Here is a 22,681-nt window from a genome sequence, read left to right as displayed (position 1 = left end):
CTAGAGCGCCTCGATCATGAGGCTGCGGGGCAGGCCGATCAGGCGATGACCGGCGCAGAGAATGACATCGACGCCGCAGGGTGCGCGCTCGTGCTGATCGCGCCATTGATGGATGAAATCGGCATCGAGCGGCAGGTGGACGGTGATCGGCGTGGCGATGCCGGGCCCGCTGAGGCGAACGTCGCGGCCGGTGTCGAGCGATTGGACGTCGGCGATCAGGGTTGCGCCGCGCTCGGGCGCTTCATCCGTGCCGCGCGGCAGGCCGGCGAGACGGGGGCGGCCGGGCGAGACGGTGAAATCGGCCTCGGCCGGTGGCGCAAGGCGTGCGCCGGTGTGAAACACCAGCCATGGCGCGGCGGACTCCGGCAGGGCGACGCTGGTCATGGCATCGGTCAGGGTGAGCAGACAGGCGGCGGCGGCGGGTGACAGCGGTGCGGGCGGTTCGAGCGTGACATCGAGGCCGACGATCCGGCCGGGCCGGCTGATGGCTTGCAGGATCGCGCGGAAGCAGCGCTGCGATTCATGGGCATCGGCAAATCCGGGCGTGAGGTGCGGACTCATCAGCGCATCGTGGCGAGGGTGAAGAATTGCACTTCGGTGGCCTGGGCCTGCGCTTCGGTTGCCGCGCGGCGTGCCGCGATCAGGTCGGCCAGCGGGTTGACCACATCGGCGATCAGGCAGTCGTGCCAATCCGGGTTCTGCAGCGCGGCATCGAGCCGGGCGATCAGTTCGACCTGCGCGAGGTCGCGCCCGAGCGCGTAGCCATGGCCGACAAGCCCGGCCGCATCGCGGATGCTGCAGCGCGCGATGGTGATTTCGCCGAGGTTGAACGCAGCACCGCCGCCGCCGATCCGGCCGCGGACCATTGCCATGCCGGTTTCCGGCCGGCGCAGGTGGGTGAAATCCGGCAGCGCGGGCAGGCCGGACAGATGGGTCTGGATGTGCGCATGATCCGACCGGGCGAGCACGCCGAGCCAGGCCGGGCGCGCGCCGAGGGCAGCGGTGGCACGATCCGGTGCGGCGGCGGCGTCATCCAACATATCTAGACATCTATATTAATTTCGGAGCGTGTCCAGACGGCCCGTTGCATCATGCGATGTGCGGACCGGGTTATTGCGCGGCGGCCGGCACGGTATCGGCCAGGTCGTCACCGTTGAGGGCTTCGAGCGACTGGCCCGCGGTTTCCGGCACCAGGAAATGGGTTGCCACCGCACCGAGCAACGAGACGCCTGCCAGCAGCGCGATCACGCCGACCTCGCCGATCGCGGTGAACAGCAGCGGGAACAGGAAGGCGCTGATCGAGGCGCCGATGCGCCCGCCGACCACGGTGATGCTCTGGCCGACCGTGCGGATGCGCGTCGGGCTCAGTTCGACGCCGAGGATGCCGGCGCCGCTGACGATCGAGGGTCCGTTGATCGCGACCGTGTAGAGCCCGAAGACGAACAGCCCGAGCAGCGGCACCGCCGCGAGATTCTGCTTGAGCAGCGCGAACACCAGCAGCAGCAATGCCGCACCGACGAAGCCCCACACCTGGATCGGTTTGCGGCCCCAGCGGTCGAGACCGAAATTGGCGTAGACGAAGGCGCTGGGCAGGCTGAACACGATCGACATCAGCAGCGTGAACTCGACCGGGCCGAGGCCGAGACTTTTCGCGATCAGCGACGGGCCGAACAGGATGCCCGAATAGACCACGATGTCGAACAGGAGCCAGAGCAGCGCGGCTGAAAAGATCATTCTTGCGTGGGAAGCGAACACGGTGGCGAAGGCGCGGGTGTCGGCCGCCGGTTGCGCCACGGTGCTGCCGCTGATCTGGCGGATGACCTCGACCGCCGCGCCGGGTTCATTGCCGATGCGGGCCAGAAACCGGGCGGTTTCCGGCATGGTGCGGCGCAGATACAGCACGGCGAACGCCGGCACCGCGCCGGCGGCGAGCACGATGCGCCACTGCATGTCGTGCGGCAGGCCGATGCCGGCCAGACCGAAATTCAGCAATCCCGCCCCGAGCGCGCCGAGCGGCCACATCAACCCGAAGCCGAGGCCGATGGTCTTGCCGCGATTGGCGCGGTTCGCGTGTTCGGCCATGATGGTGGGCGAGAGCACGTAATCGGCACCGATGCCGATGCCGAGCACGAAACGGATTGCGATCAGCCATTCCAGGTTCGGCGCGAAGGCCTGGGCGATTGCCATGATGCCCATCAAGAGCACGTCGAGACCATAGAAGCGCTTGCGCCCGCCCTGCCCGAGCACGCCGAAGATCAGCGCGCCGAGCGCGGCACCGATCAGCGCCGAGCCGGCGAGCATGGCTGCCTCGATCCCGCCGATTTTCGCAATCCCGAAACTGGCCAGAACGAGCGGCAGCACGATGCCGATCGAGGAGAGGTCGAACCCGTCGCAGAACACGCCGAGGCCGGTCGTGATCAGGGCGCGCCAGTGAAATGCCTTGAATTGCTGTTCATCGAGCACGGAAAAACTGTTTGCCGACATCCTGCCAAACTCCAGTTTGATGATGAGGCGGATGTCTAGATGAATTGTGTTTCAGTTTGCCTAGATCATCGGTGACAGATCAATGAATTCAAACCGAGTTCGGAATTTCGTTCGGCGATCGGCGGGGGCCGGTTAGGGCGGGCCGGCGCCGGATCGGGGTGAGTCGGGGTGAGCCGGGGTGATAATGACAGTTTCGCGCACGTGCACGGAAGTGCGAGTCAGAATTTTTTACAGTCATTATACTGTCATTCTTTTTATTTAATGAATTCAATGTTGTAAAAAATGGCACAGGACTTGCTTTGTAACAAGATGTTACGCAAGTACGGTTTATTTGCTGACATCGAACAATTTTTTTGGATCAAGGAAACAAACTCATGACGATCATTCGACGAATCGGCATCGCGCTGGCCACACTCGCTGTGGCGGGCGTTGCGACGGCTTCAGCGGGAACCTATGACTTCAGTTATCAGGGCGGTTTCGGGAACAACATCATCACAGGCAGTTTCACGACGGCTCTGAAGCCTGTGAAGTATTCGGGCGGCGGTTATCGGCTGACCGGGATTTCCGGCAGTTTCGATAACAGCGCGATTATATCTCTTGTTAAGATCAATAAGTTTCAGGGCAACGACAATCTGTTTTTTGCCAATTTTGCGAATGGTGCCGACAATTATAGTCCGTTCGATGCCAATGGTATCTCGTTCAAGGATGCCGCGAACCAGTTCGTCAATCTGTACAGCGACGCGGGTGTGATATTCGGGGCGCGCACCTGTTCGATTGACAAAGGAACCTGCACCACTTCGTCCGGCACGCTCACCGTTACGCCGGCCGCCTTGCCGGTGCCTGAGCCTGGCAGCCTGCTGCTGCTCGGCACTGCCCTGGTCGGGTTGGGCGTGATCGCGCGGCGCCGCGCGGCCTGAACCGCCTTACCGGCCGGCAGATTATTCTGCCGGCCGGGTTTCACGCAGGATCAGAACGTGATCGACAGGGTGCCGTAGATGCTCATCGGCGCGCCGGAATAGGCATTGATATAGTTCGAGGCGTATTGCGGTGCGATGCCGTTGAGGCCGGCGGTGCCGAAATAGCCGCCCGACGAGATATATTCATAGCTGTTGTAGTGCCGGTTGAGAATGTTCAGCGCGGTGAGCGTAAAGGCGATCCGGCGGGCGCGCAGCGAGGCGACGGGCAGCGGCATGGTCAGTTTCAGGCTGGCGTTGAACGTCTGATAGCCCGGCATCGAGCGGTAGTCCGGCGCGGTGGTGATGCCGTTATAGATGTGTTCGGGGCCGATATACTGGATCCAGCCGCGCGGCGCGATCGTGGCGTTGCCGATGGCGGCGATGTAGTCGGCCCCGACGCTGATCGTGCGGGCGGGCACGTAGGAGACCGGATAGCCATTGTAGGACGCCGGCGGGCCGCCGTTTTCGACGATGTAGTTCTGGTAATAGGCGCTTTGCAGGCTGGCGTTCGCGAACAGGTGCAGATTGTAGAGCGGATTCGCATCGGCATACAGGTTCACGCCGCGATATTGCGAGGTGCCGCTGATGCCGACCTCGCTCGCGTTGTTCAGCGTGATCGGGATGGTCTGGCTGCCGTAACGCAGATGATAGAGCCCGACGCCGGCACGCAGGCTGCCGAGCGGGCCGGCGTGGCTGATATCGAGCTTGATGCCGGCCTGGGTGTACTGGCCGCGCTCGAGCCGGTAGTCGGCCCCGGCGATTTGCTGGAACAGGCCGCCGCCGCCGCCGACTTCGGGTGATTTCAGGGCTTGCGCATAGCTTGCGTACAGCGCGAGCCAGGGGACCGGGCGATAATTGGCGGCGAGCGAGGGTTCGACGCCGCCGCGGATTTCGGCCTGGGCCGGCAAGACGTCCTGCGCGGTGAAATTGCCCGCCGCCCCCGGTGCGAACAGGAAGCCCGAAGCGATATCCTGATGAAATGCCAGGCGGTAGCGCGAGAATCGCAAGCCCGGCGTGATGGTGAGGCCGAGCAGCGGTTTCAGATCGTCCTGGATGAAGGCCGCCTGGTTATCGAGGGTGAAGGCACCATCGCGCGCGGTGCCGCCGGGGTTGATGACGTCGGGGCCGCCGCCATCCGCGGGGTTATAGAAATTGGCTTTGTTGTTATAGTAGCTGTGTAGCGCGTAGGCGCCGACGGTCAGTGTGTTCCAGCCGAAATCATGGGTGAACCAGAGCTTGTCGCCGATCGTGTTGGTGTGGGGTTGCAGCAGGCGATCCTGCGTGGGCCCCTGGGTCCAGTTATCGGTGATGCGCGAGTGGGTGCGCTTGATGTGCATGTACCAGGCCTGGTTATGCAGGGTGGTGCCGCCGCCGAGATCGAGCGTCTGCTTGGCGTAGAGCAGGACCATCGCGTTGGAATCGTTCTTGTCGTAGGTCGCGAACGGTGGCGAGCCGTAGAAGCCCGATGTCGCCTGGCTGTAGAGCGGGCCGGGGTTGGGCTGGCCCTGCGCGTTCAGGCCGTTGATGGTGATGGCGGGATTGGCCGATTGCGGAATGTAGGTGGGGCGGAACGCCTCGCTGCGGGCATCGTAGGCGCCGAAGCTGATAGCGCCGTTGCTGAATTCATGGCGGGTTTTGAGGAACAGGGCGTAATCGCTGTCGGGGTTGTTGAAACCACCACCCTGGCGATAGGAATTGCCATCGCCGAAGCCGCCGGCGAGGATGCTCGACCAGCCATCGTACAGGCCGGTGCGGGCATCGAAGGTGACGGATTTCTGGTTGAAACTGCCGTAGGTCATGGCGATGTCGCCGCCGGGTTTGGCGGTCGGCTGCAACGGGTTGAAGCCGACCGTGCCGGCGAGGCTGTCGTACCAGCGTTGATCGGGGTTGCCGGGGCCATAGGCCACGCTGGTCGAGCCGATCATCGCGAGGAAGGGGATGGTCGGTGCCTGCCACAGGCCGGTGACGGGATCGGCGATCGGGATGCCATCGAAGGTTACGCCCACCGCGCCGTCCTGGGCGTTGCCGTTCAGGCCGGACCAGCCCTGGTTGACCCCGTTGATGGTGATGATGCTCTTGCCCGCACCGCTGGTGGAGTAGGAATTGATCGCGACGCCGGGGGCATAGGTGAGCGCCTGGGCGGCACCGCCGACCGGGCCGGCGGCGTCGAGCAGCGCGCGGTCGAGCACGCGCACCGCCTGGCCGGATTTGAAGTTTTTGGTGCGCGCCGCGGCATCTGTCGTGGTTTCGCCGGATGCGGCCGAGACGGTGCCGGCATTGACGGGGACGGCCTGCGCGATGGCGCGGGCCGAGGTTGCAACGAGCAATAGTGCGACAAATCCGGGGTGCAGGCGCATGGTCGTCCTCGACAGTTGGGGCCGAAAAAATACGCCAGCATGCGGCTGCATGCTGGCGTTCCTGTCAAATATAGGCCTCTGAAATGGGGCGGTTCAGGTTGAAGGGTTGGTCGAGGGCAGCGGGTTGAAATCGCGCGGGATGTTGTTTTTGATCCCTTTGGCGATATCGGTCGGTACGATGCCATCGGCATCGCAGCCAAGCCCGTTATCCTGCGGCAGGTGCATGATGGTTTTGGTCGGGATGATCGCGTAGCTCGGCGGCAGCGGGGCGATCTGGCCCTTCAGACGGTGCGGATCGAAGGCGGACATCAGGTCGCCGACATCGGGCGTCAGCGCGTCGCCCGGGCCGATGTTCGGCTGGCCGAATTCCTGCTGGCCCAGTTTGCGGCCCTTGAGTTCATCCGGCAGCAGGGCGAGCGGTGTGAGGCCGAACACCTCGTCGACGAATTTCACCACCGAGGATTGGCTGCCCATTTCATGCGAAATCGCATGGACGCGGGCATAGGGCGAGATGACCAGCAACGGCACGCGCGGGCCTTCGTCGAACACCACGTGATCCGGACCATCGGCCACGATCGGCGGCGGCACGTGGTCGTAATCGCCTTCAGAATCATCCCAGGTGATGATGATCGCGGAATGTTTCCAATAGGGGCTTTTCGCGATCGCATTGACGGTCTTGGCGACCATCGCCTCGCTGATCTGGGCATCGGAATAGGCCGGATGATCGTCATCGCCCACGAAGTTGGCCTGCGCCTTGGCGTTGGGGTTGTCGACCTTGAGGCCCATGATGTTCTGATAGCCGCCCTTGACATAGAACACCCCGCCCTTGCTGGGCAGGCCGCCGGTGCTGATCGCGGTATACAGATCGTTCAGCCCGTGCAGATTGTTCCGCTCGGCCGGATTGTTCGAAACATAGCCGAAATACTGCGGACCGTTGTGATGGGTGATGTAGGAGGCATGAACGCCGTTGGCATCGACCGGATTGGCCGGGTCGGTCGGTTCGTGGTCGTAGCCTTCCTCGTACCAGCCCCAGTTCACCGGCTTCTGGCCATGCGCGGCGAGGTAGCCGATGTCCTGCTGCACGTCGGCGAGGTCGGTGCCGGGGGCATCGTCCTGATCGGTGAAGGTTTTGACATCGCGGCCCGCGGTGGTGAGCGCCAAGGTCGCGTAGGTCTGGTTGATCTGCACGCCATAATTGGCGCCGTTCGGGCCGGAAAAATCGCCGGGGTTGACCGGCATCGCGCCGCTGGTGCTGGCCGCCGGATCGAGCGGTGAGCCCCAGAAGGGGTCATCATCGTCCATGACCGGTTCGCCGGAGCCGGCCTCGCTGATGGTCGCACCCGCCTTGTTGGTCACCGATGGGGCGTTGCCAGCGAACGGCGTGCCGTTCGGCGAGACGAAGGCTTCGGAAGGATGCAGCGCCCATTGGGTCAGGCCGGTCTGGGCAGCGAAGATCGACAGATTGCCTGGCGTGGAGGGGCCGGTGATGTTCTGGAACACATGATCGAACAGCACGAAGCGCGACGCGTATTGCCAGAGGAACGGGATGGTGTCGCAATCCTCATGCGCCATGGCGAGTTCGCCATATTGCTCGGCCTTGAGGGAGGGATTGCCGGTCGGTGAGTATTTCAGCTCTTCGGTGATCGCGAATTTATCCATCCGCGGCTTGCCGTTGACCACGTCTTCCTTGGCCACGATGCGGGCGTGCGAGTGGTCGATATCATCGGTGTCCCAGGCGTATTGCTTCGGCCCGATGCGGAACGGCGCGATGGTGGTGTGCTGGCCGGTCGGGGTGATGAGTTCCTGGTAGAAGCCGGGGGTCTTCGACGCCGGCTTCGAATAGATGCCGTCGGCACCCGGGAACGTGCCGAAATAGGAATCGAACGAACGGTTTTCCTGGTAGATCACGAAGACATATTTGATCTTCTTTTTGACCAGCTGGATCATCTGCGCGTCGGACAGGTTCAGATGCGGCTGTTTGGCCATCATCGATTTGACCACGCCGGTCGCATCGGGCTGGGCAACCACCATGGCGGAAACCGGCGTCGCGGCGGCGAGAATGGGTTGGCTGGTGATGCTCAGCGCGCAAAGCGCCGAGCATGCCATCAGGATGGCACGTCTCATGGTTATCTCCGGGTTGTTTATGATACCCGGATAATCAAATTTTAACCGTTTGTGCATGATAGTTCCATGTCATTTGCAGCGCCGGCGCGCGGAGGGCTCGTGATGATTTTTTAACGCTACATCGGACGTCATTGGCCGCAGGCGTGCGGGCGCCAGCGCAGGATGCGGTAGGGCGTCTCGATATTCGACGGGCTCAGCCGGACCACGGCGCAGCGTGCCGCGCGCGCGCGGCCGGGGCCTGATGCGACCGCGGCGATCTCGACGATCCGCGGCCCTTCCACCGCACCGCCCGGCAGGTCGATCGTGCCGGCGAGGCGGAGTGCGGCCTGCACCACCGGATCGGCCGCGGCGGCGACCGGCAGCGGTGGCGCGAATCGCGAGAGATGCGGCGCGATCGCGGTGAACAGCGCCGGCGTCATGCCCATTACCCCGGCGAGATCGCCGATCGCGGCAAAGCCCTCGCCATCGGGGCCACCCGCATGGCCTGCCGCGCGATAGGCGGCATCGAGCGCCGCTTGCGCGGTGGGGGATGCGGCGGGGCTGCGCCACGCGACGATCGCGTCCGCGATGCTCTGCGCCTGCGCCGGTGCGGCGCCCGCCACGCGCAGCAGGGCTGCCAGCAGCACAGGTGGTGCCACGTTCGGGTTGATCCGCCCGGCGATGCTGTGCGCCGCGAGGCGGATTGTGCTGGCGCCGATTCGCGTGGTGGTGAGCGCCTCGCCATCCGAGAGTGCCACGATGGCGCGGGCAATGCCGCCATCCGCCGCGGCATCGGCCATGGCCGCGCTCCGCAGATTGCCCGCGATCGTCAACTGCATCCGCGCCGCGCCGAGAAACTGGGTGATGAGAAACCCCAGCAGCACCAGCACGAACAGCACGATCAGCAGAGCAAAGCCCCGATCCCGTTCCTGGGCCGATCCGGACCGGCTCAATGCAGGCCGAGCCTCGCCCGTAGCCTCGCGTTGGGGTCGGACGAGCCATCCGCGGGCAGCACGTTCAGCTCGGCCGGCACCGCCGCGGGGCCGGGCAGTTCCTGGCGCAGGTCGGCGGTCAATGACGCGGCATCGGTCTGGTTGTGCACGACGTGCGGGGTGATCAGCACCAGCAATTCCTCACGGGTACGGGTGTTGTTCTGGCTGGCGAACAGCGCGCCGAGCACCGGCACGTCCTTGAGGAACGGCACGCCGGAATTCTGGCGCTGATCATTGTCGCTGATCAGGCCGGCGAGGCCGATGGTCTGGCCGTCGTGTACCACCACGCTTGAGGAGACCGAGCGCTCGGAGAAGGTGGGCGAGTTGATCCCCTGCGTCGTCACGGTCGGTGCGACGCCGCTGACCTGCTGGGAGATTGTGAGCGCCACCAGCCCGTCGTTGGAAATGCGCGGCGTGATTTGCAGGATCACGCCGGTTTCCTGGTAGTTGATCGAGTTGATCACCGGCGCGCCGGTGGTGATGGTGCTTTGCGAGGTCTGCGACAGATAGGGCACCAGATTGCCGACCAGCAGATTGGCGGTGCGGTCGTTCTGTACCATCAACTGCGGCGAGGACAGGATTCTGACCTTGGTGACCGATTGCAGCGCCGAGATCGCGAGCGGTGCGGCATCCGCGCCATAGCCCGACAGCACGAAGCCGGGGAAATTATGCACCAGGCTCGATGTCGTGCCCTGGCTGAGCACGCCGTTGATGCCGCCCGACTTGAAAAAGAACTGGGTGCCGTATTGCAGCGCGCCGGTCAGATCGACCTCGGCAATGGTGGCGTCGATCTCGACTTCGAGCGGTTCGATGTCGATCTTGCGCAGCATGGCGTGGATCGTCGCATCGGTCGCCTCGGTCGCGTAGACCAGCACGGCGTTCTGCTGCGGTGCCGCGATGATGCGCGTGCCATCGCCGGTCGCGCCGTTGCCGGCACCCCCAAGCGAACCGCCGCTCAGCGGCCCGAGCAGGGGATTGTCGGAGGCTGGCGTCGGTGCCGCCGGCGCGCTGCCCAGGCCACCACCGGGACTGCTGCCCGCATTGGCGCCGCCCGCACCGCCGACGCTGATGCCGCCCGCCGTGGTGCCCAGCGGCGAGGTGGCGCCGCCGGTCGCGCTGGCATTGGCCCCCGGCATGCCGGACAGGGTCTGCGCGGTGATGCCGGGCGCGGTCTGGCCCTCGTTGCCGCTCGATTGCGCCGTCACGTCGTTCGGGGTGAAGGCTTCCTGCAACACATGCGCGACCGCCTCGGCGCTGCTGTTGTGCAGATAATAGACGTGCCAGACGCGTCGCGTCGCCGCGTCCTGGTGCGAGAGCACGGTGTAGACCCGGTTGGCCTGGACGATCTGGGCGAGGCTGGGCGCGATCACCATGACCGCGCCGATCCGCTCGAGCGGCACCACCTGGATCGATCCGGTATTTTTGCCGGCGTGCAGGGCGGCGGTGAAGGCGGTGGCGAAATCCTTCGCGCCGCCGCCGCCGGCGGGAAACAGGATGTAGGATTGGCCGGCCAGCGCATCGACATCGAACGCCGAAATCAGCTGGATCAGCGTGTCGCGCGTCTGGGGATCGCCATCGACGATCAGGGCGTTGCGCCCCGGTGCGGCGACCACCCGGCCGCCCTTGCCGACATAGGGTTGCAGCACGGCGGCCAGATGCGCGGCATCGACATAACGCAAGGGCACCACCGTCGCCCCGGCCAGCGCATCGCTCCCGGCCATCGCCGGCCCGGCGGCCGCCACCGGGATGACGCGATAGATGCCGTGGCTTTCGACCAGTTCGGCCTGGTTCTGCCCGAGCAGGGTCTGCAACGTCGGGATCAGATCGGCCATTGGTAGCGGATAAGCGGTATGCAGCGTCGCTTTGCCGTGCACCGCCGGGTCGATCGTGTACGTCACGTGCAGGATGCTGCCGAGGATCTGCGCGACCACGGCGCGGATGTCGGTATCGGCGAAATCGAGCGAGACCGCGCCGCCCGCCACCCCCGGCGGCGGCGTGCCGGCGCCCGGCAGCGGGGTCTGCGAACCGTAGCTCGCGGTGACCGCCCCGGGCCGGGCGGCGACGATCGCACCACTTTGAGGCGGGATCGCGGGCGGTGCCAGCTTGGTTGTCTCGAGCAGGGGTGACGCCTGCGCCATGATGGGCGCATCGGGGGGCTGTGGTTTCGGCGTGCAGCCGGCCAGCATCGCAGCGGGCAGCAGCAGCGTGGTCAACAGGCGGGTTCGGCGGGGCGGCGTCAGGTGGGGCGGCGTTGGGCGCATCTATTGTCTTCCGGGCGTTTGGATCAGGGGCAGACCATGCGGCCGCAGCGGTGGGTCTGGCTGGGCGGACGGCGGCGGCGCATCGGGCGTGCCGGCGAAATGCGGGGTCAGCACCAGCCGCACGCCCGGTGCCGTCAGCGTCACCGCGGTCGCGGCGATCGTGCTGACCCGATAGGCGCCGATGCGGCCGCCCTGCTTGACCAACCGGGTCGGCCCGGCCGCCGGGGTGAAAATCGCAAGGCGCAGCGACGGGCCGATCAGAATTCCGGACAGGCGCGGCAAGGTGCTGTCGCCCCGTGCCGCGACGGCGACCGGCCGGCGATCCGGCCGGAACAGGGGCCGCGCCAGGATCGTGGTGATCGCGCCGGTGGCATCACCGCCCGGCGGCGGTGCCGGGTGCGGCGGCAGGAGCGCGATCGGCCGGTGCGGCGGCGGCGGCGGTTGCGCGCTGATTTCGGCAATGCAGACCGAGGCGAGCGCTGCGGCCAGCACGATCAGCGCGGCGCGGCGCAACGTGATCATCGGGGTTGCGCGGCGCGGAACGCCGAGATGGTGAAGCTGGCGCGGATCGGCAGATCGCGCCCCGGATCGGGCAGGCCGGTCGCGTGCAGCGACAGATCATCGACCAGCATGCGCGGCGCGGCCGCCCCGATCGCGCCCAGCAGCGCGATCAGCCGGGGATAGTCGGTGGTCAGGCTGATCCGCAGCGGAATCCGGCGGACATCGCCGGTTTTCACGGTGGTGAGAATCTCGGCGGAATCGAGCGTGATACCCTGCCGCAAGGCCAGCGCCTGCACATCGCCCTGCAGCGCCGCACCCGCCACCGCATCCGACCCGCCGGTGAGCAGGGCGGTGGTCGCGATGTCACCCCGGCGCAACGCGATAATCCGGCGCTGCAAGGCCGGCAGGGCGGCGATCAGGGCGCGTTCGTGGGCGATCATCAAGCGGCGCTCGGCGATCCTTTGCGCGCGGGCGTCGTACCGTGACAGGCCGGGTGCGATCAGGCCGAACCACACCACCAGCAGACCGGCCAGCGTCAGACCGAGCGCTGCCGCCTGGCCGGCGCGGCCGGTCGGCAGATCGAGCCTGCCACCATCGATCAGCCTAGCGCGGGCCATGCTGGCGGACTTTCACCTTGATCGAGAAAATATCGGCGCGTTCGTTGAGCGCGCGGGTGACCGGTGCGGCGAAGGCGGGATCGGCGAAGCGGTGATCGGCCGACAGCGCGGCGACCAGACCGGCTGCGTTCGGCGACTCGCCATCAAGCGTCGCGACGCCGTGGCGGAACGAAACATCGGTCAGGAAACTGCGATCGGGCAGCGCCGTGGTGATCGCGGCCAGCGCCGCCAGCGCATCGCCTTCACGCGCCTGTTCGCGCGCGAGCGTCGCGGCGCCATCGCTCGCGGCGACCAGCCGAGCGCGCAGCGCTTCGGCCTCGTGCAGGGGCTGCGCGAGCGCGCTGCGCTGGGCCGCGAGGGCGGCAAGGTCGATCTGCTGGCGCGCCAGCGGAATGATCAGACACGCCAGCGCCAGCAGCCCGCACATGGCGGCCAACACCCGATCGAGCCGCCGCGCGGGCGGTGCGGCGTGGTCGAGCGTCAGGCTCGTCATGCCATCGCTCGCGGGAGCTTCGATGCGGGTGGCGTGCAGCCCGGCGGCGGCCAACGCATCGAGCAGCGGGGCAACGCTGTGGCGCGGCAGGATCGCGAGGCGCAGCGCCAGCAGCCCGGAAGCGCGGTCGCGCCGCAGGATTTCGGTGTCGAACCAGATTTCCGCGGCGTCGAACGGTGTCAGCCGATCCATCTCGAAGGCGACCGCGGTCGCCAGATGCCGTTCCGCCGCCAGCGGCAGCGTGATCGTGGTGGTCAGGATCAGCCGGGCCGGCGCGGTGAGCACCAGTGTCGCAGCACGGCGCAGCGCGGGTGACAGGGTGGGCAGCGCGCCGAGCGTGCCGAGATCGCGCAGCCCGCCGCGTGCGCGCAACGCCACCACCGCCCGCTCGGGTGCGGCGGGATCGGCGGTGACGACCAGGCCAGAGCCGCCGCCGGCCATCATGGCGCGCACGGGCGCGGGCAGCAGCGATCCAATCATCGCGCCATACCAGCGGAACAATTCCATGGCGCCCTAGTGACGTGCTGACAGGGTTTTGAAAAATGAAGCTTTCATGTCAGTGCGCGGTGGCGAGCGCCGGAGCGGCGATCAGATCGGGCCACGGCGCCTGCGCGGGCCGATGATGAGGGCCGATGCCGACGAGGCGCAGCCGGATCAGGCGGGGCAGGCCGCCGGCCGGGCCGCGCGTCTGCCACACCGGTGCGCCGAACACCGTGCGCGGCCACCAATAGCCGACGTCGAGCCGCCGCACGCCGCGGGCGAGGCGCTCGACCTGCGGCGTTGCTGCCGGGCGCAGTGCCACACCGGCGCGATGCGGCGACCAGGTCAGGACCAGATCGTGCTGCCGATCGACCGCGATCGTCGCATCGATCCATCGGTCATGGCCTGCGACCGCGTCCGGCAGCGTCGTGATCAGGTGCAGCGCATGGGCGCTGCCCGCCGCCTGCCCCGGCCGCGCCTGGGTGATCAGCCGGCGCAATGCCCGATCGACCGCGACCTGCCGCCCCGCCTGGGCGAGCACGGCGGATTGCCGCGCATAGGTGCCCAGCCCGAAACCGATCCCCTGGGCCAGACCGACCAGCAACAGGCCGAGGACGACCAGTGCCACCATCATTTCGAGCAGGGTGAAGCCGGCCTCGCGCCTCATTGCGCTGGTACCGCGACCAGGCTGGTCAGCGTCACGGCGCGGCCGGCGGTACCCCAGCGTTCGGTCACGCGGATCCGGACCGCGACCATCGCGGCACCATGCGGGGCGGCCAGGCGGGTCGCGGTTTCGCGGTAGAAAAACCCCGCACCGTCCGGCCCGGTATGCACGTAGCGATGCGCCGGGGCCATCACGCGCAAGGCGGCGAGGCGCGACTGCGCGCGGTCGAGCGCCGCGGTTTCCTGGCGCGATACCGCAACCGAGGCCGCGCCGTCGAACGCGGCACGATACAGCACCGCCAGCGCCAGCGCCGCGATGACGAAGGCGATCAGCGTTTCCAGCAGCAGGAAGCCGCTATCGTCCGGGGTCTGGCGCATCGATTTTGATCCGCCCGGTCAGCCAGTCGATCGCGATGACCCGCACGCCGGCCGGACCGGCGAGGGTGATGCGCCCGCCGCTGGCGCTGCCATCGGGTGTGAACATCACCGTGCCGAGCGAGCCTTCGCGCGCGGCAAATCCAGCGACGCCGCGAAATATGATGTGGGTGCCGGCGGGTACCGTGCCGGTGCGCGCGCCTTCGCGCCAGACGCCGCTGGCCGGATCGAGCCGGAACACCGTCGTGCGATCCTGCGCGATGGCGCGCGCCGCGGCATCCTGCAGGCTCTGGCGGATATCGCGCGCCGCCGCCGCCTGGGCGAGGCGCGGGCTGCGCATCGGCCCGTTGCTCGCCACCATGCCGAGCGCCAGGCCGAGGATCACGACCACCACGATCACTTCGAGCAGGGTGAACCCGGCATCGGGCTCAGCGGGCAAGCTGGTCGAGCCCCAGCATCGCGAGCAGCAGCGAGGACACGATGAACCCGATTGCCGCACCCATCGCCACCGTGATCGCCGGCACCAGCAGTGCGACGAGTTTTTCGACGCCGAGCCTGGTGCGTTCCTCGTGGATTGCCGCGGCCCGCAGCGCCATCGGGCCGAGTTGGCCGGTCTCCTCGCCGAGCCGCAGCAGATGGATCGCGCGGATCGGCAGCAGGCCCGCGCTCTCCAGCCCGCGCGCGAGGCCGGCGCCGCGCCGCGCGGCCTCGGTGGCACCGGCGATCGCGGCGGCGGCGGCGCGATTGCCGATCACCTCCTGCACGATCGCCAGCGCCGGCACCAGGGCGACGCCGTTGGTCAGCAGCACGCCGAGCGTGCGGGTCAGCCGTGCCGCCACCGCCTCACGCAGCAAGGCGCCGGCGACCGGCAGGCGCAGCAACATCCCATCGACCGACAGGCGCGGCCCGGGCCGGTGCAGCAAGGCGCGCAAACCCAATCCACCCAGGATCGCGAATACCAGCGCATAGGGCCAGCCGACCGCACAGCCATGCCCGAGGGCCAGCAGCAGCCGGGTCGACCCCGGCAGTTTCACGCCGTTTTCCGCGAAAATCGGCACGAATTCCGGCAGCACATCGGTCAGCAGGAACCCGATCGCCCCGATCGCCGCGATCAGCAGCAGCGCCGGATAGGTCAGCGATGCCATGATCGAGGCGCGGAGCGAGCGGGATTTTTCGAGCAGCTCTGCCAGGTTTTCCAGCGTGCCCGCCAGCGAGCCGGATTCCTCGCCCGCGCGGACGAGGCCGATATACAGGCGCGGAAAACTCGCCGCCTCCGCGCTCAGCGCCTGCGCGAGGGAGGCACCATCGCGCACCTGATCGCGCAGATGCTCGATGATCCGGCGCATCCGCGCGCGCGACGCGATCTCGCCGGCGAAGCGCAGGGATCGTTCCAGATCGAGCCCGGCTTGCAGCATCGAGGCCAGTTCGCGCGTGAAATCGGCCCGCTCGCTCGCCGACAGGCGCGCACCGCCGATCTCGGTGGCCAGCAAGGCGCGCAGGTCGAACCGGCCGGGCCGATCCGGGCCGAGCAGGATCAGGCCGCGCTGCTTGAGCGTTGCGATGGCATCGGGTTCGGATGCGGCTTCGATCGTGGTGCGGGATTCGGCACCGGTGCGGTCGAGGGTGCGGTAGGTGAAGGTCAGCATGGCAGGAAGACGTTCTTTTTTGGAAAAAAGAACCAAAAAACTTTCGTGAATCCGGGATACGGGGTTCGGCGCGGGCGCCGCCGAGGGATCGGGCTTGGGAGTCGTTTGGCGGCCAGTTTCAAAAGGATGCGCTTTCTGCCATCGATGTTTCGCCGGCGACGACGGCGTCGACCGCGGCCAGCGCCAAGCTCCGCATGCCCGCCGCGCCGGCGATCGCCGCCTCGCTCGCGCCATCGGCCAGCAGCGTGCCGATCGTGGCATCCGGCACCAGGAACTCGGCGATCGCCCGCCGGCCACGATACCCGGTGCCGCGGCAGGCGGCGCAGCCGACGGGATGAAAGATCGTGGCACCGTCATCGATCGAAAAGCGCCGGGCGAACCCCGCATCGATCCGCGCCGGGCGCTTGCACGCATCGCACAACCGCCGGATCAGGCGCTGCGCCAGCACGCCGCGCAACACCGAGGCGATCAGATAGGGCTCAAGCCCCATGTCGCGCAGCCGCGTCACCGTCGCTGCCGCCGAATTGGTGTGCAGGGTCGAGAGCACGAGATGGCCGGTGAGGGCCGCGCGCGCCGCGATCTGCGCGGTTTCCAGATCGCGGATTTCACCGACCATGATCACGTCCGGGTCCTGGCGCAGCAAGGCGCGCAGCAGTTGCGCGAAATCGAGCCCGATCTGCGGCTTGACCTGGCTCTGATTGACCCCGCGCAACTGATACTCGATCGGGTCTTCGATCGTGGTGATGTTGCGCGCCACGCCATCGAGCGAGGCGAGGGCGGTATATAGCGTCGTCGTCTTGCCGCTGCCGGTCGGGCCGGTCACCAGCACGATGCCGTTGCGGGCCGCCAGCGCCGTGCGGAATTGCGCGGTGATGCCAGGATCGAGCCCGAGTGCGGCGAAATCGAACCGCACCGCGCCCCGGTCCAGCACGCGGATCGAAATCGTTTCGCCATGCAGCGACGGAATCGAGGAGACGCGGAAATCGACCTCATGGCCGCGCACGGCGAGCTTGATCCGCCCATCCTGCGGCAGGCGGCGCTCTGCGATGTCGAGCCGCGCCATGATCTTGATGCGCGACATGATCGCCGGCGCCATCGCGGCGGGTTGGGTCTCGGCCTCGACCAGCGCGCCGTCGTAGCGATAGCGGATGCGCAGGCGGTCTTCCTCCGGCTCGATATGGATGTCGGACGCCTGGGTCTCGACCGCGCGGGCGATGAGCTGATTGACCAGGCGGATCACCGGCGCTTCGCTCGCCAGATCCTTCAGCCGTTCCGCATCCGCCTCGTTCGGTTCCTCGGGCTCGGCGGTCGCGGCGGCAAGCTCGGTATCGGGGTAGAGGCGGGCGAGCGCCGCATCGAGATCGATCGGCACCGCGATCGCGATGCGGATCGCAAGCCCGGTCGCCGCCGCGATCGCATCGCGCACGAAATCGCGTTCGGGATCGACCATCGCGAGATGCAGCACCCCCGCCTCGAGCGCGATCGGCAGGGCGCGCGCATCCCGCAGGAAGCGCGGGCGGAGCCGCTCGGGCAGGACCGGTGCGGCCGGGTAATCGGCGGGGTCGAGCAGGCGCAGGGAGAGCATGGTCGCATAGGCCAGCGCCAGGCTGCGCTCGCCGATCAGGCCGAGCTGGACCATTGCCGCCGCGCGGCTCTGGTCAGATTCGGCAACGATGGTATCGGCGCGCGCCAATCCGGTCGCATCGATCTGGCCGGTCGCGAGCAGATAGGCTGCGAGGTCCGGCGGGTCGGGTTGGGCGGTATGATCGAGCACTCGGTTTCTCGTGATGGTGGCGGCGTGGGTTATGCGCTGCCTTTGCCCCAACCGGAGCCGGCCGATTATGACAAATCAGGGAAATCTGCTGCGCGCCGCCGGAGGCAATCCGGCATGCAACTGTCATTAAAATGACCGCAATCGATCACACACAGGTGAGTGAACATCGGATATCTACTCACGGCGGAGGCATGAATCGTTCATGCGCCAGTAATGTTTGAATGTCAGGGAGAATACCGATGCGCGCCAATCCGGCGGCTAAGGCTTTATTGAAGACGACGCTGCTCGCCTCTGCGGCGTTGCTCGTCAGCGTCCAACTCGGTTGTGCGAAGGAGCCACGCGGTATTCCGCTGGGCGGCGTCCTGACCCCGAGCGGCCAGACCATCACACCCACGGTGGCACCCGGCGCGCAATTCGGCACGCTGAACCCGGGCCTTGCGGCGTTCCCGACCTACACCGCCGGCCAGGCGGTGACCACCACGGTCAGCCCGGATGGCAAGACCCTGCTGATCCTGACCAGCGGCTATAATCTGGTGGAAGACGCTTCGGCGAACGTGATTCCGTCGGCTTCGAACGAATACGTGTTCGTCTATGATATTTCGAACGGCACGCCGGTGCAGAAGCAGGTGTTGCAGGTGCCCGACACGTTCATGGGCATCGCCTTCGCGCCGGATGGCCAGCATTTCTATGTCTCGGGCGGTGTCACCGACAATGTCCATACGTTTGCCTTGTCGAACGGCGTCTGGTCCGAGCAGGGCACGCCGATCGCGCTGGGTCATCTGGCGCTGGCGAAGCCGCCGCTCAACCTGGGCGGCAACGGGCTCGAGGTTAAGCCGCAGGCGGCCGGGCTCGCGGTGACGCAGGACGGCAGCAAGCTGGTGGTCGCGAATTTCTATAACGACAGTCTTTCGGTGATCGATCTGGCGAGCAGCGCTGTGACCGAGGTGCCGTTGCGCCCCGGCATCATCAACCCCGCGCAGGATGGCGTGGCCGGCGGCGAATACCCCTATTGGGTCGCGATCAAGGGCAGCAGCACGGCCTATGTGTCGAGCGAGCGGGATCGTGAGATCGACGTGGTCTCGCTGAGCGGCACACCCACCGTCACCGCGCGGATCAAGACGACCGGCAACCCCAACCGCATGGTGCTCAACGCGGCCGGCACGCTGCTTTACGTGTCGTGCGACAATGAAGCCGACGTGCAGGTGATTTCGACCGCGAGCAATAAAGTGGTCGATACCATTCATACCACGGCGCCGAGCAATTTCGTGGGTCTGCCGGCCTATTACCACGGCACCGAGCCCAACAGCCTCACCCTGTCGCCGGACGGCACCCGCCTGTACGTGACCAATGGTGGCACCAATTCGGTCGCGGTAATCGCGCTCAATACACCCCGGCCGGAAGTGATCGGCCTGCTGCCGACCGGCTATTTTCCGAACAGCGTCAGCGTCAGCGCCGACGGCAAGATGCTCTATATCGTCAACGGCAAGAGCAACCCCGGACCGAACCCCTGCAATTTCAAGATCGCGGCGGATGCCAAGGGCTCGTGCACGCCGACGCAGCTGAGCAACGACTATATTCTGCAACTCTCGAAGGCGGGTTTCCTGTCGATGCCGGTGCCCGGTGCCGCCGAGATGGACCGGCTGACCCATATCGTGGCGCAGAACAATAATTTCGGGTTCCACGAAAGTGACCGCGACAGATCGATGATGGAATTCTTGCATCATCACATCAAACACGTGATCTACATCGTGCGTGAAAACCGCACCTACGACCAGATCCTCGGCGATGTCGGCGAGGGTAATTCCGATCCGGCGCTGGCGGAATTCGGCAAGACGATCACGCCGAACGTGCATGCGGTCGCGCGCAAGTTTGTCGATCTCGATAATTTTTATGACACCGGCGAAGTCAGCGGCAACGGCTGGCCGTGGAGCACCTCGGCCCGCGAATCCGATTTCGGTGCCAAGGCGCTGCCGGTCAACTATGCCGGGCGTGGCCTGTCGTACGATTGGGAAGGCAACAACCGCAACGTGGTGGTCGCCGAGCCCACGCTTGCCGCGCGCATGGCGGAAAACCCGCTCTACCCGAACGATCCCAACCTGCTGCCGGGCCAGAACAACGTGGCCGCGCCGGATGGTCCCAAGGGTCAGTTCCAGCAGGGCTATATCTGGGACAATGCGCTGCGCGCGGGGTTGACCATTCGCAACTACGGTTTCTTCATCGATCTCGATCGTTACGGCCTGCCGACCTCCAAAGGCGGCATTCCGCTGCTGACCGATCCCTACGCCAGCAAGACCCAGGTGTCGTTCAGCACCAACCCGGTGCTCGCGAAATACACCGATCCGTATTTCCGCGGCTTTGACAACGCGCTGCCCGATTACTTCCGCGAGGCCGAGTGGGCACGCGAGTTCCAGGGTTATGTCAAGAACGGCAAGCTGCCCTCGGTCGAGTTCGTTCGCTTCATGCACGACCATACCGGCAGTTTCTCGACCGCGATCGATGGGGTGAATACCCCGGCCTTGCAGATTGCCGACAATGACTACGCCGTGGGCAAGCTGATCCAGACGGTGGCGCATTCGCCCTACGCCAAGAATACCCTGATCTTCGTGATCGAGGACGATGCGCAGGACGGGCCGGACCATGTCGATGCGCACCGCAGCGAGGCGTTCATCGTCGGGCCCTACGTCAAGCACCACGCCGTGGTCGATGCGCGCTACACCACGGTCAATATGATCCGCACGATCGAGGACGTGATGGGCATGGCGCCGATGACGCTGAACGACGCCTATGAACGCCCGATGGCCCATGTGTTCAGCCGCAAGGACAAGAACTGGACGTTCAACGCGACCGAACCGGCACCGCTGACCGCGACGACCCTGCCGATGACCAGCCAGGCGATGCGCGAACCGTTGTGGCACGACATGCACAACGCGGCCTGGTGGTCGGCCAAGACCAAAGGCTATGACTGGAAGGTCGAGGACAAGATCCCCGCCCTCGCCTATGATCACATCCTCTGGGAAGGCATGATGCCGGGCAAGCCCTATCCGGGGCGCAACGGGCTCGACTACTCGCACAAGGCCGATCAGGCAGACACCGGCGTGAAGCAGAACACGCAGGGCTGAGCTCCGGATTTCTTGCTCAGTGGTTCTCACGACGCTCGTAGTCTTTCCACATCCAGGGGAAGACTACAGCGTTGTGGCGCTTCACAGCGATATGCGATCAGGTTGACGCGGGAGCGGCATCGTGATCGCATGAAACCGGGCGATAAAACAAAAACTGGAGCGTTAAGCTCAAAGCACGACGCTCCAGAGTATTTGTCAATCAATCTGAACGGCAGTCGGTCAGCATGACCCTCCCTGCCCGATCTCGCCCGTTCAATCGGGCGATTTCCTGCCGAGGCCCATGATGCCGGTTGCCAGGGCTTCGATCACCCAGGGAAAATCAGCCTCGTTGATATCGAATTCCGGCGTGTGGTGGCCAGAGGGAATATCCGATCCCACCACGGCGTAGATCGCCTGGCCGCCGCGTTCCTGGACGCGGCGCATGAAGAATGTCGCGTCTTCGCTGCCGCCGGTGACGTGGGGGGCGGTTTCGATCGCCACGCCGGTCAGGCCGGTCAGCGTGGCGGCGAAATGTTCGGCGAAGCGGGCGGAGACATCATCGGGCATCATCGGTCCTTTTGAGGCATCCGGCTGGTCCGAGCCGTTACGCGGGGATGCGGATTTGCAGTTTGATGTCGGTGGGGCGGCCGGCGGCGGCGCGTTCGAAGGCGGCGATGGCGTCTTCGAAGGGGAAGGTTGCGCTGACCAGCGGTTTCAGATCGACCTTGCCCGAGGCGACCAGGGCGAGGGCGCGGTCGAACACGTTGGCGTAGCGGAACACGGTTTCGATGCGGAGTTCCTTGGCGATGGCTTCGGGGACCGCGAGCGTCACTGTGTCGACCGGCAGGCCGACCAGCACGAGGGCGCCGCCGGGGCGGACCAGGTCGATGATGTCGGCATAGGCTTTGGCGCTGCCGCTCGCCTCGAAGACGATATCGGCCCCCCAGCCGGCGGTTTCGCGCGCGATGGCGGCGCGGAAGGGTTCGGTTGCGATATTGACCGGCGTGATGCCGGGATACTGGCCGGCGATGGCGAGTTTTTCCGCGCTGAAATCGGCGATCAGCACGCGCGAACAGCCGCCGGCCAGCGCGGCCAGGGCGATCATGATGCCGATGGTGCCGGCGCCGATCACCGCGGCGACATCGCCGGGGACGATGCGGGCGCGTGTGGCCGCCTGCATGCCGATGGCGAAGGGTTCGATCATGGCCCCTTCGGCGAAGCTGACGTTGTCGGGCAGTTTATAGGTGTAGGCGGCGGGGTGGACGACCGCGGCGGTGAGGACGCCGTGGACCGGCGGGGTTGCCCAGAAGCGCACCGCGGGGTCGACGTTGTAGATGCCGAGTTTGGCGGCGCGGGAATTGGCGTCCGGCACGCCAGGCTCCATGCAGACGCGATCGCCGGCGGCGAGGCCGTGCACCGCGGTGCCGATTTCGGTGATGGTGCCGGCGGCTTCGTGGCCGAGTACCATCGGCTCGTTGACGACGTAGGACCCGATGCGGCCGTGGGTGTAGTAATGCACGTCGCTCGCGCAGATGCCGACCGTGTCGATCGCGATCCGCACGTCGTGCGGGCCGAGCGTGTCGGGCAGGTTGATGTCACGGAGCGACAGAACGCCTTTACGCTCAACGATCAGGGCACGCATAATGATGGTTGACTCCCGTGGATGATGCGGCGGCGTTGGTGGCGTGGTCCGCCGGTTGGCGCTGGAATTGGAAGGCGGGGCCAGATTTCCTGATAAGTGATTGTATTCACTTCGAAAAATCTGGTGGGCGCGACAGGGATTGAACCTGTGACCCCCGCCATGTCAAGGCGATGCTCTACCGCTGAGCTACGCGCCCACTTGATCGGGCGGTCATAGCTTCGGTCGCGCGGATACGCAAG

General features: G+C 66.2%; 19 protein-coding genes and 1 tRNA gene. 2 read left to right on the top strand and 18 right to left on the bottom strand.

Annotated features, from left to right (window positions below; translation table 11 throughout):
* The 3 genes from phnH to BW994_RS01465 all read right to left on the bottom strand — a co-directional run bounded on the left by phnH (position 1) and on the right by BW994_RS01465 (position 2,484).
* A complete protein-coding gene (gene phnH, locus BW994_RS01475; RefSeq protein WP_029312880.1) occupies positions 1-561 on the bottom strand; it encodes a phosphonate C-P lyase system protein PhnH in 561 nt (186 codons plus the stop codon).
* Positions 561-1,040, bottom strand: coding sequence for a phosphonate C-P lyase system protein PhnG (gene phnG, locus BW994_RS01470; RefSeq protein ID WP_035229682.1), 480 nt, complete (start codon positions 1,038-1,040; stop codon positions 561-563). Before phnG ends, phnH begins: the two co-directional genes overlap by 1 nt.
* A gap of 70 nt (positions 1,041-1,110) precedes the next feature.
* Entirely contained in the window at positions 1,111-2,484 is a 1,374-nt protein-coding gene (locus BW994_RS01465) for an MFS transporter (protein ID WP_029312882.1), read from the bottom strand.
* 374 nt (positions 2,485-2,858) lie between these two features.
* On the opposite strand from BW994_RS01465, the gene BW994_RS20080 reads away from it, so the two are divergent.
* Positions 2,859-3,401 (top strand): PEP-CTERM sorting domain-containing protein, encoded by a 543-nt coding sequence (locus BW994_RS20080; RefSeq protein WP_029312883.1) that lies wholly within the window; start codon positions 2,859-2,861, stop codon positions 3,399-3,401.
* A 50-nt stretch (positions 3,402-3,451) separates the two neighbouring features.
* Here the strand turns inward: BW994_RS20080 and BW994_RS01455 are convergent, their stop codons facing one another.
* The 12 genes from BW994_RS01455 to BW994_RS01400 form a co-directional block, all read right to left on the bottom strand.
* Positions 3,452-5,797, bottom strand: a complete 2,346-nt coding sequence (locus BW994_RS01455) for a TonB-dependent receptor (RefSeq protein WP_029312884.1) — start codon at positions 5,795-5,797, stop codon at positions 3,452-3,454.
* Positions 5,798-5,890: 93 nt separating this feature from the next.
* Positions 5,891-7,921 carry a phospholipase C gene (locus BW994_RS01450; protein ID WP_029312885.1) on the bottom strand — a complete coding sequence of 677 codons (2,031 nt, stop codon included), beginning with the start codon at positions 7,919-7,921 and terminating at the stop codon, positions 5,891-5,893.
* 128 nt (positions 7,922-8,049) lie between these two features.
* A complete protein-coding gene (locus BW994_RS01445; RefSeq protein ID WP_029312886.1) occupies positions 8,050-8,853 on the bottom strand; it encodes a type II secretion system protein GspK in 804 nt (267 codons plus the stop codon).
* Positions 8,850-11,153, bottom strand: coding sequence for a type II secretion system secretin GspD (gene gspD / locus BW994_RS01440; protein ID WP_051657496.1), 2,304 nt, complete (start codon positions 11,151-11,153; stop codon positions 8,850-8,852). Before gspD ends, BW994_RS01445 begins: the two co-directional genes overlap by 4 nt.
* A complete protein-coding gene (locus BW994_RS01435; protein ID WP_029312888.1) occupies positions 11,154-11,675 on the bottom strand; it encodes a hypothetical protein in 522 nt (173 codons plus the stop codon). It lies immediately after the preceding gene.
* Positions 11,672-12,271 (bottom strand): type II secretion system protein GspM, encoded by a 600-nt coding sequence (gspM, locus tag BW994_RS01430; protein ID WP_029312889.1) that lies wholly within the window; start codon positions 12,269-12,271, stop codon positions 11,672-11,674. The genes BW994_RS01435 and gspM overlap by 4 nt, the downstream gene beginning before the upstream one ends.
* Positions 12,258-13,271, bottom strand: a complete 1,014-nt coding sequence (locus tag BW994_RS01425; protein ID WP_051657497.1) for a PilN domain-containing protein — start codon at positions 13,269-13,271, stop codon at positions 12,258-12,260. Before BW994_RS01425 ends, gspM begins: the two co-directional genes overlap by 14 nt.
* 49 nt (positions 13,272-13,320) lie before the next feature.
* Positions 13,321-13,911 (bottom strand): prepilin-type N-terminal cleavage/methylation domain-containing protein, encoded by a 591-nt coding sequence (locus BW994_RS01420; protein WP_029312891.1) that lies wholly within the window; start codon positions 13,909-13,911, stop codon positions 13,321-13,323.
* Positions 13,908-14,285, bottom strand: a complete 378-nt coding sequence (locus tag BW994_RS01415; protein WP_029312892.1) for a hypothetical protein — start codon at positions 14,283-14,285, stop codon at positions 13,908-13,910. The genes BW994_RS01420 and BW994_RS01415 overlap by 4 nt, the downstream gene beginning before the upstream one ends.
* Positions 14,263-14,721: a GspH/FimT family pseudopilin gene (locus BW994_RS01410; RefSeq protein WP_029312893.1), complete on the bottom strand. Its 459-nt coding sequence runs from the start codon at positions 14,719-14,721 to the stop codon at positions 14,263-14,265. The genes BW994_RS01415 and BW994_RS01410 overlap by 23 nt, the downstream gene beginning before the upstream one ends.
* Positions 14,711-15,928 carry a type II secretion system F family protein gene (locus tag BW994_RS01405; protein WP_029312894.1) on the bottom strand — a complete coding sequence of 406 codons (1,218 nt, stop codon included), beginning with the start codon at positions 15,926-15,928 and terminating at the stop codon, positions 14,711-14,713. The genes BW994_RS01410 and BW994_RS01405 overlap by 11 nt, the downstream gene beginning before the upstream one ends.
* A 118-nt stretch (positions 15,929-16,046) precedes the next feature.
* Positions 16,047-17,702, bottom strand: coding sequence for a GspE/PulE family protein (locus BW994_RS01400; protein ID WP_029312895.1), 1,656 nt, complete (start codon positions 17,700-17,702; stop codon positions 16,047-16,049).
* A 239-nt stretch (positions 17,703-17,941) separates the two neighbouring features.
* Here BW994_RS01400 and BW994_RS01395 point away from each other — a divergent pair, with 239 nt between their 5' ends.
* The gene (locus BW994_RS01395; protein WP_081849160.1) at positions 17,942-20,821 is read left to right on the top strand and encodes a bifunctional YncE family protein/alkaline phosphatase family protein; all 2,880 of its coding nucleotides are present in this window, start codon (positions 17,942-17,944) and stop codon (positions 20,819-20,821) included.
* Between the two features lie 252 nt (positions 20,822-21,073).
* On the opposite strand, the gene BW994_RS01390 is transcribed toward BW994_RS01395, so the two are convergent.
* From BW994_RS01390 to BW994_RS01380, 3 genes are all read right to left on the bottom strand, one after another.
* Positions 21,074-21,367, bottom strand: a complete 294-nt coding sequence (locus BW994_RS01390) for a hypothetical protein (protein ID WP_139333936.1) — start codon at positions 21,365-21,367, stop codon at positions 21,074-21,076.
* A 37-nt stretch (positions 21,368-21,404) separates the two neighbouring features.
* Complete coding sequence (locus BW994_RS01385) at positions 21,405-22,445, bottom strand: NAD(P)-dependent alcohol dehydrogenase (RefSeq protein WP_035229719.1); 1,041 nt, start codon at positions 22,443-22,445, stop codon at positions 21,405-21,407.
* A gap of 118 nt (positions 22,446-22,563) precedes the next feature.
* Positions 22,564-22,638: transfer RNA gene (locus BW994_RS01380), tRNA-Val, on the bottom strand.
* Positions 22,639-22,681: the final 43 nt, after the last annotated feature.

This window comes from Acidiphilium rubrum, from assembly GCF_900156265.1.
Classification (GTDB): Bacteria; Pseudomonadota; Alphaproteobacteria; order Acetobacterales; family Acetobacteraceae; genus Acidiphilium; species Acidiphilium rubrum.
This window is presented reverse-complemented; position numbering and strand designations above follow the sequence as displayed.

Coding starts and splice junctions, on each gene's coding strand:
- phnH (WP_029312880.1), bottom strand. CDS start 561: ATGAGTCCGCACCTCACGCCCGGATTTGCCGATGCCCATGAATCGCAG.
- phnG (WP_035229682.1), bottom strand. CDS start 1,040: ATGTTGGATGACGCCGCCGCCGCACCGGATCGTGCCACCGCTGCCCTC.
- BW994_RS01465 (WP_029312882.1), bottom strand. CDS start 2,484: ATGTCGGCAAACAGTTTTTCCGTGCTCGATGAACAGCAATTCAAGGCA.
- BW994_RS20080 (WP_029312883.1), top strand. CDS start 2,859: ATGACGATCATTCGACGAATCGGCATCGCGCTGGCCACACTCGCTGTG.
- BW994_RS01455 (WP_029312884.1), bottom strand. CDS start 5,797: ATGCGCCTGCACCCCGGATTTGTCGCACTATTGCTCGTTGCAACCTCG.
- BW994_RS01450 (WP_029312885.1), bottom strand. CDS start 7,921: ATGAGACGTGCCATCCTGATGGCATGCTCGGCGCTTTGCGCGCTGAGC.
- gspD (WP_051657496.1), bottom strand. CDS start 11,153: ATGCGCCCAACGCCGCCCCACCTGACGCCGCCCCGCCGAACCCGCCTG.
- BW994_RS01435 (WP_029312888.1), bottom strand. CDS start 11,675: ATGATCACGTTGCGCCGCGCCGCGCTGATCGTGCTGGCCGCAGCGCTC.
- gspM (WP_029312889.1), bottom strand. CDS start 12,271: ATGGCCCGCGCTAGGCTGATCGATGGTGGCAGGCTCGATCTGCCGACC.
- BW994_RS01425 (WP_051657497.1), bottom strand. CDS start 13,271: ATGGAATTGTTCCGCTGGTATGGCGCGATGATTGGATCGCTGCTGCCC.
- BW994_RS01420 (WP_029312891.1), bottom strand. CDS start 13,911: ATGAGGCGCGAGGCCGGCTTCACCCTGCTCGAAATGATGGTGGCACTG.
- BW994_RS01415 (WP_029312892.1), bottom strand. CDS start 14,285: ATGCGCCAGACCCCGGACGATAGCGGCTTCCTGCTGCTGGAAACGCTG.
- BW994_RS01405 (WP_029312894.1), bottom strand. CDS start 15,928: ATGCTGACCTTCACCTACCGCACCCTCGACCGCACCGGTGCCGAATCC.
- BW994_RS01395 (WP_081849160.1), top strand. CDS start 17,942: ATGCGCGCCAATCCGGCGGCTAAGGCTTTATTGAAGACGACGCTGCTC.
- BW994_RS01390 (WP_139333936.1), bottom strand. CDS start 21,367: ATGCCCGATGATGTCTCCGCCCGCTTCGCCGAACATTTCGCCGCCACG.